Source organism: Clostridium coskatii (genome assembly GCF_001675205.1).
Lineage (GTDB): Bacteria > Bacillota > Clostridia > Clostridiales > Clostridiaceae > Clostridium_B > Clostridium_B ljungdahlii.
This window is the reverse complement of the sequence record NZ_LROR01000037.1, coordinates 18,305-33,070: the sequence shown is the minus strand read 5'-3', so window position 1 is coordinate 33,070 and position 14,766 is coordinate 18,305. Positions and strand designations below refer to the sequence as shown.

Annotated in this window: 14 protein-coding genes; 13 read left to right on the top strand and 1 reads right to left on the bottom strand. The window is 31.8% G+C overall.

Features of this window, described 5'->3' with window-relative positions; genetic code table 11:
- Positions 1–28 precede the first annotated feature (28 nt).
- Positions 29–1,171 (top strand): TolC family protein, encoded by a 1,143-nt coding sequence (locus CLCOS_RS06695; RefSeq protein WP_063600373.1) that lies wholly within the window; start codon positions 29–31, stop codon positions 1,169–1,171.
- A gap of 161 nt (positions 1,172–1,332) precedes the next feature.
- Positions 1,333–1,758, top strand: coding sequence for a hypothetical protein (locus tag CLCOS_RS06690; RefSeq protein ID WP_063600374.1), 426 nt, complete (start codon positions 1,333–1,335; stop codon positions 1,756–1,758).
- A gap of 279 nt (positions 1,759–2,037) precedes the next feature.
- On the opposite strand, the gene CLCOS_RS06685 is transcribed toward CLCOS_RS06690, so the two are convergent.
- Entirely contained in the window at positions 2,038–3,795 is a 1,758-nt protein-coding gene (locus CLCOS_RS06685) for a WG repeat-containing protein (protein WP_063600375.1), read from the bottom strand.
- A 235-nt stretch (positions 3,796–4,030) separates the two neighbouring features.
- Between CLCOS_RS06685 and CLCOS_RS06680 the strand changes: the two genes are divergently transcribed.
- The 11 genes from CLCOS_RS06680 to CLCOS_RS06630 all read left to right on the top strand — a co-directional run bounded on the left by CLCOS_RS06680 (position 4,031) and on the right by CLCOS_RS06630 (position 14,019).
- Entirely contained in the window at positions 4,031–4,903 is an 873-nt protein-coding gene (locus CLCOS_RS06680) for an SLAP domain-containing protein (RefSeq protein WP_063600376.1), read from the top strand.
- 152 nt (positions 4,904–5,055) lie between these two features.
- Entirely contained in the window at positions 5,056–6,897 is a 1,842-nt protein-coding gene (locus CLCOS_RS06675) for a cell wall-binding repeat-containing protein (RefSeq protein WP_192847879.1), read from the top strand.
- Positions 6,898–7,078: 181 nt separating this feature from the next.
- A complete protein-coding gene (locus CLCOS_RS06670; protein ID WP_063600378.1) occupies positions 7,079–8,422 on the top strand; it encodes a cell wall-binding repeat-containing protein in 1,344 nt (447 codons plus the stop codon).
- A 143-nt stretch (positions 8,423–8,565) separates the two neighbouring features.
- Positions 8,566–9,609 (top strand): hypothetical protein, encoded by a 1,044-nt coding sequence (locus CLCOS_RS06665; RefSeq protein ID WP_063600379.1) that lies wholly within the window; start codon positions 8,566–8,568, stop codon positions 9,607–9,609.
- A gap of 30 nt (positions 9,610–9,639) precedes the next feature.
- A complete protein-coding gene (locus CLCOS_RS06660) occupies positions 9,640–10,323 on the top strand; it encodes a YveK family protein (RefSeq protein WP_063600380.1) in 684 nt (227 codons plus the stop codon).
- Between the two features lie 88 nt (positions 10,324–10,411).
- Complete coding sequence (locus CLCOS_RS06655) at positions 10,412–11,179, top strand: tyrosine-protein phosphatase (RefSeq protein WP_063600381.1); 768 nt, start codon at positions 10,412–10,414, stop codon at positions 11,177–11,179.
- 38 nt (positions 11,180–11,217) lie between these two features.
- The gene (locus tag CLCOS_RS06650) at positions 11,218–11,937 is read left to right on the top strand and encodes a CpsD/CapB family tyrosine-protein kinase (RefSeq protein ID WP_063600382.1); all 720 of its coding nucleotides are present in this window, start codon (positions 11,218–11,220) and stop codon (positions 11,935–11,937) included.
- Between the two features lie 120 nt (positions 11,938–12,057).
- The gene (locus CLCOS_RS06645) at positions 12,058–12,285 is read left to right on the top strand and encodes a DUF1659 domain-containing protein (protein WP_063600383.1); all 228 of its coding nucleotides are present in this window, start codon (positions 12,058–12,060) and stop codon (positions 12,283–12,285) included.
- Between the two features lie 52 nt (positions 12,286–12,337).
- On the top strand, positions 12,338–12,556 hold the full coding sequence (locus tag CLCOS_RS06640; protein WP_063600384.1) for a DUF2922 domain-containing protein: 219 nt from the start codon (positions 12,338–12,340) through the stop codon (positions 12,554–12,556).
- Positions 12,557–12,794: 238 nt separating this feature from the next.
- A complete protein-coding gene (locus CLCOS_RS06635) occupies positions 12,795–13,418 on the top strand; it encodes a sigma-70 family RNA polymerase sigma factor (protein WP_063600385.1) in 624 nt (207 codons plus the stop codon).
- Between the two features lie 19 nt (positions 13,419–13,437).
- Positions 13,438–14,019, top strand: a complete 582-nt coding sequence (locus tag CLCOS_RS06630) for a sigma-70 family RNA polymerase sigma factor (RefSeq protein WP_063600386.1) — start codon at positions 13,438–13,440, stop codon at positions 14,017–14,019.
- Positions 14,020–14,766 lie beyond the last annotated feature (747 nt).

Below are 14,766 nucleotides of genomic sequence, written 5' to 3'. Positions count from 1 at the left end.
AAGTTCTCATGTCGAAAGGAGGAAAAAAATGAAAAATAAATTAAGTATAGCAATTGGATTGATATTAGTCTTAAGTACAGGTAGTACATGCTTTGCAGCAAGTAATAGTACCATAACTCCTGTAAATAGCATTGCAGGTGATGCAACTTTAACTTTGGATCAGGTAGTTAATGATATAGAAAAAAATAGTGTATCTATTCAAACTAAGGATCAAAAAATACTTTTATATCAGAGACAATTTGACAGGGATAATATGAACGCAGCTCTTATAAATAATAGTGGAACAAGCCAGGCTAATTATCCAAATGGACAATATGTAAATATAAAACTTACTACAGATGTAATTCCAAAAGTAGATGACCAGAATATAAAGGATGCAAAACATGACAGGGATGATTCACTACAGAATCTTAAGTTTTCTACAGAGCAGGAATATTTAAATGCCATCACTAACGAGGATCAGATAAATACAATTAATGACCAGATAAAAAATGTAGAGGAACAAATTGACCAGACCAAGGTAAAAATAGCAAATGGACAACTTACAAATAATGATTTGCAGTCTTTAGAGGTCCAAGAAAGTCAGCTTCAGGCTTCTTTAAACCAACCTAAAGCACAGCTTCAACAAAATTTATTGTCTATCAAGCAGACTATAAATATGGACCTTGATGGAAATTTGACTCTGGTTCCGGCTGAAAAATCTTTCGTAAAATATGATGACAGTAATATAGAAGATAAAATAAATAAGGCGGTAGATAATAATTATAATATAAGTAAAATAAATAATAATCTGGATATACTCAGGATAAAGGAGGATATATATAAGCAGTATTCTCACAATGATGCATCAGGAGAGGTAAGCACAGGACTGAGTATTGAAGATCTTGAAAATAGCCGAAGCAATACGATATTAACTATTAAAACTAATTTATGGAATGGCTACTATGGATTAAAAGCTTTAGAAGATACTGTAGAAACTGAACAAGCAAAAGTAGCAAGTGCTCAGTCTACTTACGATACTACGGAAGCAAAAGTTCAGCAGGGAGTTGCCATACAGCTTCAAGCAGATTCTGCAGCTCTTGCACTTAAAAGTGAAAAAATTAATTTAAAAAATGCCATAAATAATTATATGGTAGCAGTAGAACAATTTGAATATAATTTAACACAGTAATTTTAAAATACAAAATTGTATTTTAAACCTATGCCGGTAATATTTAGCATAGGTTTATTTGTGTAGAAAATTAAATTTTTATTAAAATAAATAGAAATACTATAAAATAGAATCATATATGATAAAATAAGATCTGAAATAATTATATGGAGAGTGATAATGTGAAACACAATTTTAAAAAATTAGGAATGCTTGCCTTGATTTTGATACTGTTTGTATCTTTATCAGGATGTTCCTTTGGAAAACAAGCTGCTCAAAGTGATGCTGTAAAAAATACTTCTCAAAAGCAGAAGGAGGCAGCAAAGCAGAAAGAAGCAGCAAAGCAGAAAGAAGCAGCTAAGATAACAACAGACACTGATAAAACAGCCCAGCTTAAAAAGGAAAAAGCTATATTTAATGGACAAGTATATGTACAAAATAATAGAGCTATAGCTACAATGGTAATTAAAAGTGGAGTTAGTGACAAAGAAGCTAAAGATCTTGCACAAAAATATGCCCAGGATTTGAAGAAAAAGTATAAGAATATGCAGGTAAATGTAATGGCTGTAAGAAATGATAAAAATATAGTTAATTTGACTGTAAAGTAGAAAAGTACATTATAGAAATTCTAATATATTGGTTTATAACTTAATATAAAAACTTTGCGAAGCAATTTGCTTAGTTGAGAATTGAGAGTGGAAAGTGGAGAGTTAATGTGGATTTTTTCCGTTACACTACAAAAAATCTTTAATTAAATTTTGAAGGCTCGTTTCGCTAAAGCGAAACATTGATGGTTCATATAAGTTTAAAGATTTTTTGCGATAGCTAGAAATCAACCTTCACTCTCAACTCTCAATTTTCAATTCTCAACTCAAAAAAATTTCATACTAGTTATCTAATACTTGAAAGCTCATTTCTGTAACATCAGGTTTTAATTTATTCCCTTCCATATCTTGTATGTTGTATTTGCCGTTACTTAAGACTGTAATGGTATATGTTTCTCCAGGGGTATAGCCATTAGAAGGTGGATTTATCACTATAGTATCAGGGCTTTCAAAAGTAAAGGAAACATTGGCATATTCCCCACTGCTGTCAGTAACACTAATATTGTCTGTCATGGTCATGTCTATGTCATTTAAAACAGTGTCATCTTTGTTTGAAAGAGTTTGTTTTCCATCTATGGCTTTAGAAAATTTTATATTCCATGTTTTAAAAGGATTTTTTATTACAGTGTTTGGTATGGATTTTATATCTGGATTTTTTATTATATTACACTTGCCATCTTTTATGGCAAGGCAATAGCCTTCATTGAAGCAAGAAGCACTTTCAAAATCATAGGTAATAAAAGTGGAGCCAAGTCTGTCAATATACCCCCATTTTATATATTTTTTTTTGAGTTCTGAGTCATCAGAATCATCAACAGAAGAAGACTCGGTATTTTCCTTTACAGCAGCATATCCTTCATTAAAATCTGAAGCATCTTCAAATACGGGATCTATTACCAAATCACCTTTTGAGTTTATAAATCCATATATACCACCTTTTTCCACCTTTGCCATGCCTTCCTTAAAAGCATATACTTTATCAAATTGAGATTCATTGGTTAGTTCTCCATTGGTATTTATGAATCCATACTGACCCTGTGAACATACAATAGCTTTTCCTTCATGAAAAGTGTCTATCCAACTAAATTGAGGTTGAGCAATTATTTTACCTGTAGAGTCAATAACACCATAGTGGTCATTTTCAACTATTTGGCACATTCCATCATCTGTAGGTATTATGCTGTCATAATTGAAGTCTAGGATTAAGTTCCCTTTGTTATCTATGGCACCACGTTTGTCTCCGCTTGATACTTTTATTAAATTATTGTTCAAATATGATATATCCGTATATTTGGGTTCCACGATTATTTTTCCATTCATATCTGAAAGACCCCAAAGTTTATCTTTTTTAACAGGAATAAGTCCGAGAACTGGAGATTTTATTTCATCAAAATTAAATAATGTGAAGTTTCCCGATTTGTCTATAAGCCCCCAGGTACTTCCTTTTTGGACAGCAGCATATCCATCGTTAAAATCATAGGCATTATTATAATTACATCCAGACAGTAAACTCCCGTCACTTTTTAAAAATCCATAACTACTGCCTTTTCTGACTCTCATAAGTCCGTTATAGAATCCATAAACTGCATCGAACTGGGGCTCAGTTACAATTTTTCCGGAACTATTTATTACCCCCCACTTGGAGCCTACCTTCACAGCTGCTAGTCCATTTGTAGAGAAGTCTGAAACTTCTTCAAATTGTGGTTCTACTACAACGGATCCATTTTCATTTACAAAGCCAAATTTAGAACCTTTGGCAACTTGTGCATATCCATTTTTAAAAGAAGATATGGAGGTAAATTCAGCTGGTGATTTTATACTACCATCTTTGCCAATTAATCCATAAAAATTGTTATTTTGAAATTTTGCAAGGTCATCTTCAAAGGCATATACATTTGTACAGGATATATTTAAATTTGTAATTGAATAATTTAAGTTGTTCGATGCTAATACTTTTGGTGAGCTGCAGATAAATGCGGTGCTGAATAAAAATAGAAGAGTGAAGACTAAGCTTAAGTGTTTTTTAAAGACTTTTTTCAAAGTTCTTGCCTCCTTAAATATATTTTTTAGATTATTATACCATTTATATTATGATATTAGCATTAATATCAATTAAATTTACATATTGGTAATTTAAGGCGAAAAGGCTACCAACATTTTAATAGTGATTCAAAATTGACAACTGAAAATGGTAATGATATATTTAATTAAGATATTATTAAAATAAGGAACAACTATTTATTATATGATTATTATATGAATTTGGAGGTATAATATGGTTAAAAAAGCACAGAAAAACAGGGTACAGGACGGTGAAGAATATGTTTCCACAGTTCTTTCACTTTTAGATGAAGAAGAAAATGTAGTTTCAGATGTGCAAAAAGAGATTTTTGAAGATGAAATAAAAGAATTGCCACCTATAAAAGAGGGACAACTTAATGTATCAGGTATATATGTTTATGATGTAGGAGACAAGCTTGAAGTTAAAATATATGTAAGAAATGGTCTTTCAAATAAATTGAATTTAAAGATGATACCTTTTGTAATTAAGAACTCTAAAGGAGATATTCTGGCAGCACAGCAATTCAATTTATCTTGCCTTGGAGAAATGCCATCTCATTCTGCAAGACCTATAAAACTTTATTTTGACAAAAAAAATGTTAAAGTAGACAAGATACCTCAGGATGATTGGCAGGTTGCCTTAAATGGAGAGTTTGATGTTAGATCTACTGTGAGACCTATATATGAAGACCTCCCTGAAGGAATAAGTGATGAAGACAAAATGGTTTTTAATAAGTTTTTAGCTGAACTTCCTGAAATGGAAGAGGGGGAGTTTAGTATATCAACTTTTAGCATTGGAATCCAAACAAATGGGAATATTTTAGTAACTGCTGTCATGAGAAATGCTTCAAATCAGCCTATCACGATAAATAAAATGCCTATGACTGTACTGGATGCTAAAAAGAGAGCTGTTAAATCCGAAAGTTTTGAATTAGAAGATTTTACAGTAAGTCCTTATAGGGCGAAGATATGTAATTTTGCATTCCCTACAGATGTACATCCAGAACGAGATCAAGAATTAGCTGGATGGTCTGTGGCATATAAACTGGTTAAGATAAACGGTAAAATTAACATAAGAAAAAAATAATTACCATAATTCCCTACAGAAAATTATGAAATGTACGAATATAAGGTAAGTATATGATTTTATTAGTGTTGGAAAAGTATGTATTTGAAATAGGATACATATGTAATAAATTGTTCAATGAAGAAATATATAATAATTTGGAGGGATTACTTATGCAAAAAAAGAGCAAGAAAGTTCTGTCGGCTTGCAGCATAGCGTCTTTACTTGTAACTACTACTGCAGTTTCAGCAAATGTAAAGGCTGCAGATTCTGGTATAAATAGAGTAGGCGGAGCTAATAGGTATGAAACAGCAACAAAAGTAGCTGATTCAGGCTGGACTTCATCAGATTATGCTATAGTGGCAAATGGAGAGGGTTATGCAGATGCACTTTGTGCTACACCTCTTGCAAAAGCTAACAATGCACCTATACTTTTAACTACAGGTGACAGCAGTAACAGTTTGGAGCAAAATGAATTAAATGAACTTAAAAAATTAAATGTAAAACATGTAATTGTAATTGGAGGAACAGGAGTAGTACCTGACAGCATTTTAAACAGTATAAAGGGACAAGTACCTGATGTAGAAAGAATAGGTGGACAGGACAGATATGAAACTTCTGCAAAAATAGCAGAAAAACTGGGAACACCTACGAAAGCAGTTATTGCCAGCGGCGAAGGCTATGCAGATGCTCTTTCAGCAGGTCCTGCTGCAGCTATAAATGGAATGCCTATACTTTTAAGTAGAGCAGGCAGTTTGCCAGGTGCAATATCAAGCTATCTTAACGCACATTCACAAATAACTCAAACTTATGTAATAGGTGGTACAGCTTCTATAAGTGATTCTATTTTAAACTCACTTCCATCAGCAAAAAGGTTAGGTGGACAAACTAGATATGATACAAATGTGGCTGTACTCAAAGAATTTGCTTCAAGTTTTAAATTCAATAGTATCTATGCAGCTCTTGGAGATGGACCTTTAGGCAACGAATTTGCAGATGCACTTACAGGTGGAGCACTTGCTGCTAAACTTGGCAATCCTCTTGTAATAACAGGAAAAACAATAAGTTCTTCTACTGCAAGCTTCCTTAAGGAAAAGGGATTTACAAATAGTACTCTTACGGTATTAGGAGGAACAGCTAGTATACCTGATTCAGTTGCCAGTGATATTAAAGGTGATATTGGAAATTCATCAACACCAGGTGGTGGAAGCAGCGGCGGATCAAGCACTACTGGAACAGATTTAACTTCTAGTTTAAAGAGTGGATCAGGAGTTCTTGCAACTGCATATGAAAAATATAGAGACAAAATAAACAAGAATTCTCAATATAGTCAATACTTTACTGTAGATAATAATAGTAGTGAGCTTAATGATACTAGTTATGTAAATATAGATTTAACAAGTAGATCAAGTGAGATAAATAGCATAAAAGATGTATTTACAAAAGCTAAGATAAGATATGCTATTAACTCAAGTGGTATTATTACTAATACTACTCAATTTAATAATGATATAACAAAAATTAATGATAAGTTAAAATCAAACTTTGGAAATGTTACAATTAATAACGGAGGTTTATTAACATTTTTAGGAACCTTAGGTTCACAATATTTTGATACAAATGGATTAAAAGCAGATAAAATTCAAGCTGTAATTCAATCACATCCAGAAGATACAACAGGTGCAAGGGCTTATACAGATTTCCAAAATGAAGTAAATAATCAAGTAGATAAATATTTTACTGAAAATGCTGCTGGCAAAAGTTTAGCATCTGAAACACCAAAATTGATTTATGATGATCTTTATCAGTTAAATGAAATTTATGATATTAATAACTCTAAGATAATGTTTAATGTTAGTGATGGTACTTATAAAGCTGTTCAGGAATTAGTTAATAACTTTATATTACCAAACTATGATTCTAATTATAATGGTGGTACTTATAGAGTATATTTGAATGGTGGAGATTACGTTAATGTAAAAGTTAACCCTGCATCTACATCCTCAGCAGAATAGTAGTAACTAAGCATAAAAATTGAAAATTTCAATAAAACTCAGGCCTAAAACCTGAGTTTTATTAATAAGTATAAATATAATAGAAATTCTTAAAATTACTATAACATGCAAAACAATATTGGTAGACAAAATAAATTTTAAAACTTACTATTAAATTGTGAATGGAATAAGGGGGATACTTATGTTACGAAGAAATAAAATAATTTCAAAATTAATACTTGGCGTTTTTCTTGCCTCCTCTACAGTATTTTCTGCAGGGCAAAATGTGTTTGCAGCATCTGGTAGATTATGGGGACAGGATAGATATGCAACTTCTACTGCTGTATCTGAAAATAGTTGGGCATCTTCTGACTACGTAGTACTTGCCAGCGGTGAAGGTTATGCAGATGCCCTCTGTGCAGCACCTGTTGCAAAAAAATACAATGCACCTATACTCTTGACTGGAAGCAAAGAGTTAAATGAAGGTGTTAAAAGTGAAATAACAAGGCTTAAGGCAACTCATGTAATAGAAATAGGTGGAGAAGCCTCCATTTCAAGTGATATAGAAAATGAGTTGAAGTCCATGAAACTTAATGTACAGCGTTTAGGAGGACAAAATAGATTTGAAACTTCTGTAGTTGTGGCAAATTCTCTGGAAAATGTTACTAAAGTAGTTGTAACTTCAGGATATGGATTTGCAGATGCTCTCTCCATTGCTCCTATAGCTTCAAATCAAGGTATGCCTATACTTTTGACGGGAAAGGACTCACTGTCTGATGCTGTACAGAATTATATAAATCAGAATAAAGATTCTATAAAGAACTCCTATGTAATAGGTGGACAAGGAGTTATAAGCGACAGTGCTATTTCAGGACTGCCTACAGTTGCTAGAATAAGCGGTCAAAATAGATTTGATACAAATGTAAAGGTATTGTCTTATTTTAAAGGTAGTATTGACTTTGATAATTTATACGTAGTTAAAGCAGATGGGCCTACTGGAAATGAATTTGCAGATGCTCTTTCTGGATCTGCAGCTGCAGCAAAAACATCTTCACCTATAATTTTGACTTACAATACACTTTATTCTGGAATGGAAGATTTTATAAAATCGAATGTGCCTAAAACTGCAAGCGTTACAGCTATTGGTGGAACTGGAGCAGTTCCTGACAGTTTGGTAAGTATTGTGGAGCAGACTGTATCAGGAATCATCATACAAAATCCTTCAACACCTGGGGGAGGATCATCTTCAGGTGGGTCATCTTCTTCAGATGATGCGAATTTGAGTTCGGTATTAAGTAAACTTAAATCTATGGATACTTCTAAATTGGATAATAATCAAAAAACCATAGTTTCAGATATTATAACTGCTTTAGACAAATATGAGGCAGATTCAAATTATAATTTGAATGCAGATGCTCAGAATGTAAAACAGCTTTATAATAACCTTACACATGATGAAAAGAGCAGCTTGAAGACTACTGTGGTAAATGCTGGAGTTAGTATTTCAGAAGGAATTACACTTGCCAGTAAGTTTGGATTATATTAGAAGTAAATTTGGATTATAAAGTTTTAATTTACATCAATTAAATAAAATTCTTTTGTAAATAAGTTATCTTTAAATATGTTATAATAAGTGATGTATTTAAGGATAACTTATTAAATCATTTTTAAATTTTAGGAGAAAACAGTATGGGTAAATTGAAAAGTAGAAAAAAACCGGTGATTTTAATTATAATTGCCTTATTTGTTGTGGCAGTAGTAGTCTTTGCCAAACTTGTTTTTTGGAATTCGTCCTACAGTTCACCTAAATATAGGTTTTCAGCGGATCTTTTGACAAAAGTATTAAAAGCTCAGGAGAGCGGTGGAACTGCAGAACTTTCAAAAGATGAGGTGAATGGAGTTATATCCCTTTATTTTAAGCAGTATAAAACTAGTGACCTTGTAGTAAAGTCAGTGGAAGCAGATTTTAAAGACGATAAGATGGTATTTTTTGCACCTGTTACCTATAAAAATTTTAATCTATTGTTGTCATCTCAAGGAGATGTTTCTTTTGAAAAGGGAAAGATAATATATAACCCTGAATACTTTAAGTTAGGTAAGATTGCTTTACCAAAGTCCTATGTATTAAAGAAATTACAACCTAAGTTAAAAAATGGAATGGCCCTTGAAGGGGATTCCATAACTATTAGTACTAGTGGACTTCCAATAAGCATTAAGAATATAAATGTAAAAGATCAGAAACTTTTAGTCACTCTTGAAAAGAAACAGCTTAATATTGAAGATATGCTTAAAGGGAAAATAAGTAGTTCATTACAAAATTTTATAAAAAATTTTTCTAATGTAAAGAATTTAGATCCCTCTACGAAAACTAATAATGGAAATACAGATACGAAAATAAAGGATAGCAGTGATCAATCAAGCAGTAGTAATACAGGCAGCAGCAAAACTCCTGTATCACAGGAAAGACAACAGGCCTTAAATAGGTTATCAGGCGGTCTTAATGCGGCTTCAGGTGCTGTAAGTACGGGAGGACAAAAAGCAGTTATATCACAGATGGCATCTATTGTAAATAATATGAAAGATTCTTCATACAATCCTTATTCCGCAGAAGGTAGCGTTAGAGCTGCCTATAATAAATTGTCTTCTCAAGAAAAAGCTGAACTAAAAGCTGCTATAGGTTCTAATGTAGATTCATCTGCTGTAAGTATATTAAGCAGTATGATAGGAAATTAATTTACGCCAAATTCAAGGAGGAATATCTTAATGGAAGAAGAAACAACGCTAGATCTTAGAGACTTTTATTATATATTGAAAAAGAGACTTAAACTCATAGTAATAGTAACGATAGCTTGTACTTTACTGGCTGGGATTTTAAGTTTTTTTGTAATAAAACCAACCTATGAAGCAGGTACTACTATAATAGTTGGAAAACCTCAAAACACCCAAAAATCTAATACCCAATATAATGATGTTATGATGTATCAAAATTTGGTAAAGACCTATGCACAAATTGCAGGATCAAATGCTGTTATGGAAAGTGCTTCTAATAAGATGAATGGCTCTGTAAGTGCAGGTCAACTTAAAAATATTATTACAGTTACACCACAGCAGGGTACACAAATTTTAGAAATAAAAGGACAGAGCAAAGATCCATCCCAGGCTGTAAATATGGTAAATGCAGTATCAAATTCTTTTATAGCTGAGTCCAAAAGAGTATTTCCAACAGGTGGAGACATACAGATTATGGATAAACCTCAATTCCCGGATAAACCGGTAAAGCCTAAAAAAGTGCTTAATATGGCAATTGCATTCTTTATTGGACTCATGGGATCTATTGGATTTTGCTTTATGCTGGAATACATGGACAATACTATAAAGACAGAAGAAGATGTAAATAAAACTTTGGGAATGCCTGTAATAGGAATAATACCAAAAGGCAATATGTAGACAATTCACAGTGCACAATGCACAATTGAGAATTAATTGTGAACTGTGAACTGTGAATTGTGAATTGTGCATTGAAAAGAGGTATAGCATGATAGATATACACAGTCATATACTTCCAGGTATAGATGATGGATCAAAATCCATGGAAGATACTATGAAGATGCTGAGGCTTACAGAAGAAGATGGGGTGGAAACTATAGCCGCAACCCCTCATTTTTATAAAGGATATTATGAAAACAGCTATAAAGATGTGCTTGAATTGGTAGACAAGGTGAGGAATGAAGCTAAGCAGGAGAATATATGTGTAAATATTGTTTCAGCCCAGGAAGTGTTTTTAGATAGGCATACCATTGAAAATTTTAAGTCAGGGGAAATAGCATGTATTGAAGGAACTAATTACATGTTGGTAGAACTTCCAATGATGAATGTACCCAAAAATGCCCTGGATATTATATATGAACTTGAAATAAGAGGTGTGCATCCAATTTTAGCTCATCCTGAAAGGTATAAGTATATTATAGACACACCTTCTAAAATAAATGAATTTATGAATGAAAAATGTTTACTTCAAGTAAATACAGGAAGTGTTTTAGGCCTCTTTGGGAAAAAAGTAAAAAAAACTGCAGAACTTCTCATAGAAAGTGGAGTGTGCAGCTTTATAGCTTCAGATGCCCATTCCACAGGAGGAAGGTGTCCGGGTATCAGCAAAGCTTTAGAAGAAGCTTTACGATTTAACAAGGATATAGAAGAACAAGTACTAGATAATTGCAAAAAAATGCTCAAAAATGAAATAATACAGCTGCCAGAGGAAAGAATAAAAGAGAGAAAGGGTATTTTTAGTTTTTTGAGAAGATAGATAAAAGTACCATATGATAGATAAATGGAGTGAAGACAATGGAAAAACCAGATATAATCACTGTAAAAAATCCTAAAGATCCTATTGCCGAAGCTTATAGGACACTTAGAACCAATATTCAGTTTTCTTCTTTTGATAAGAAGATACAGACTATAATGCTCACGAGTTCAGGGCCTGGAGAAGGAAAATCAACTACTTGCTCAAATTTGGCAGTAGTTATGGCAGAGTCAGGCTCAAAAACAATTATAATAGATTGTGACCAAAGAAAACCTAGGCTTCACAAGATATTTTTGACTTCAAATGAAATTGGATTGTCAGATGTTTTGGCTGGAAAAGTTGAATTTGAGGACGCTGTAAAAGAGACGGTAATAGAAAATCTCAACCTGCTTACTTCAGGTACCAGACCGCCTAATCCATCAGAGCTTTTGGGATCAAAGAAAATGGAAAACTTTTTACAGGACTTGAAGGAAAAATATGAATACATAATAATAGATACGCCTCCTGTAGTCGCAGTAACAGATGCCCAGCTTTTGTCCCGTTATGCAGATGGATGCCTGCTTGTAATAGCATCTTCCCAGGTAGAAAAGGAAGCAGCAGTAAAGGCTAAGGAATTACTTGTAAAGGTAAATGCCAATGTAATAGGAGTAGTTTTAAATAAGCTGGAGATAAAGGAAAAAGGTTACTACGGCTATTACTACCATTATTATTATGGCAGCGATGGAACTAAAATTAAAAAGAAAGAAAAAAGAAAAAAGTAATATATTTTTAAAAAGTGGTTGGAATTCTAAGTTAGATATTCTAACCATTTTATTTTTTTGAAAAAATCTTGCCTCTTTTTTAAGAGGTGCATATATATTACTTGAAAGGGGTTGATAAACATGGCTGTAAAGTCAACAATATTACAAACTTCATTAATACTAAAGTATAAGGATGGTTTAGATGCCAAGGGTAAAGAGGTAATTAAACAACAGAGGTTTTCAAACATCAAGACAACTGCTGCAGACCAAGATATCTATGATGTTGCAAAGGAAATAGAAAAGCTTCTTGGAAAAACATTAAATGAACTTGTAAAACAAGATCAGAATGGCATAACAGTAACTGCTTAAACTTAAAATTGTGAACTGTGAATTGTGAATTGAATCGAAGGGTGGGAAAAATATGAGTAAATCATTAGTTATGAGTTTTTTTAATGAGCAAGGCAAAAAAACTTCCATAAAAGTTCAAAATGTAAAAGAGGGCATCACAGACCTGGAAGTAAAAAATGCTATGACTACAATTATTGCAAAAAACGTATTCACTTCAAAAAGTGGAGATTTGAAATCCATAGACGCAGCACATATTTTAGATAGTTCAACTACGGAACTTGAGGTAAAATAGGTATAAGTAAGTAAAAAGCAGCGGATTTAGGCTAGTGTTGTCTAAATCCGCTGTTTCTAGTTTATTACAAAAAGTTGGATAAAAAGTGTTACTTTTATGGATAAAATGTGGTCTTATATAGTAGAGGCATATATTCTCATATTTAGCTTAATTTACATAGTATGCATTTCAATTATAAATGTTATAGATGTTATGTTGTAAATATTACCTTTAAAAATACTGTATTGGGGGAATGGCTATGGAAAATGACATCCACCTGAAGGAGCTTATAAAGGGAGTTAAAAATGGAGAACCTTACTGGATAGCTAGACTAGAAACACACTTTATAAAAATTATAGAAGAACTTTATGATGAAAAGATGTTTAAACACTGTGGAAGTATTTATGAATCAGATGTGAAAAATAAATGCCTTCACAAAATGATTGTATACTGTGAAAAATTCAGGGGAAGCACCTGGAGTGAATTTAAAAGCTACAACATAAAGATAATAAGCAGTGTCATAGTAAATACTATAAATAGTACTTCTAAGATAAAAAATATTACACTAAATTTAGAAAACGATTTCAATGAAGAAAGTTCAATGGACTATATTTATATTAAGCATAAAAACAGCATGACTATGGAAGATGAGATATTAAATAGAATTATTTTAGAGGAAATGCTTGAATATTTTAATGGACAATTAAATGAAAAAGAAAGAAAAACTATGCATTTAATTATTTACTATGACAATTTAAAGGAATATTCCAGAAAAAACAATTGCAATTATGATGCACTTAAGCAAAGAGTGTATAGGCTCAGGAAAAAATTGAACAAGCTTAGAAAGAACTATTACTTAAAAATCGGACTTGATGAAATTTGAAAATTAGGGGGATAAAAGTATGGAAAATCTACAGCTTGAAATTTTACTTGAAAGAGCCCAAAGTGGAGACAAAAATGCAGTAGAGAATATATGCATCAAATTCAATGGTATGGTAATTAATATGGCAAAATGTACTTATATAAAAGGATATGATATGGAGGATTTGATACAAGAAGGGCGGTATTCTGTTATAAAGGCAATTGGAATGTATGATATAAATTCTAAATATCCATTTGCCGCCTATGTGAAAAGTTCTGTTAAAAAGAATTTCTATAATATGATAAGAAGCAATATAAGGAAAGTAAGCTGCTGCAGCCTATACAGCAAAAATGAGGAAGGGTGCGAGTTCATAAATATGATAGCTTCAGATGAAAATATTGAAGAGGATTTGATAAAAAGAAAGCTCATAATTCAGCTAAAGAAATCTATGGACAAGCTTCCTGAGGATAAAAGGGATTTAATAGATTGGTACTATATTCAAGATAAAAGCTTAAATAAGTATGCTGAAAAAGAGAGGATCTCTTATAGGACTGCGGTATATAGGAAGAGAAAAGCCCTGGAGAGTTTAAAAAAATATATAGAGTTTCTAAGCAAAAAATAAACTTATGCTCCGAATATTTTTACAACCGCAAGTACGATTAAATATTTTGATAAGTCTAATCAGAAAATTTATAAAAACCTAAGGGTTTTTGAAAACTCGTACCTCAAACAATTCAAAAACTCTAAGCTTTTTAATAAATTTTCTATTAAGACTTATATGCAAAATATTAAAATGTACTTACTTATTGTAAAATACTTCTATGCGTAAGTTTATTTCTAAGTTAGAAAGCTTTGCGTAGAGCTCCTAAAAAATACCTCACTAAGACTTATAGAAAAGTTTTTAAATGTGCTTTTAATTTTGTTAGTATATTTATGTATAAGCTCAAATTTCAATTAGAAAGTATAAAATAAAAATTGAAGAGGCTGGCAAATCCAGACGCCATTTTTTTATTTTTAAATGCAATTGTGTTTAAAAAAGGAGAATAATACGACAAGATTTTTTAAGAATAATGTATTAAAAATTGTCAATTTTTAATTCCAGTAAAGTTGAGATTAAAGATAGATATTTTTTCGATTTTTTGATTGAATCTTACAAATAAGTTATATTTAAAGGTTGTCTATATTTAAGTAGGGTATTATAATTAAACAGAAGGGTAGCATATTAATCTAATTGGTGAAAAATGTGTATAATTTGGTTAATATATATGATTTTTTACATAAAGTTCAATAAGGTATAAACGAAGATACTAATGTGGAATTGATAGATATTAGATCAGATGAGAAATTTCATGAAAGGTTTAAATGAAGT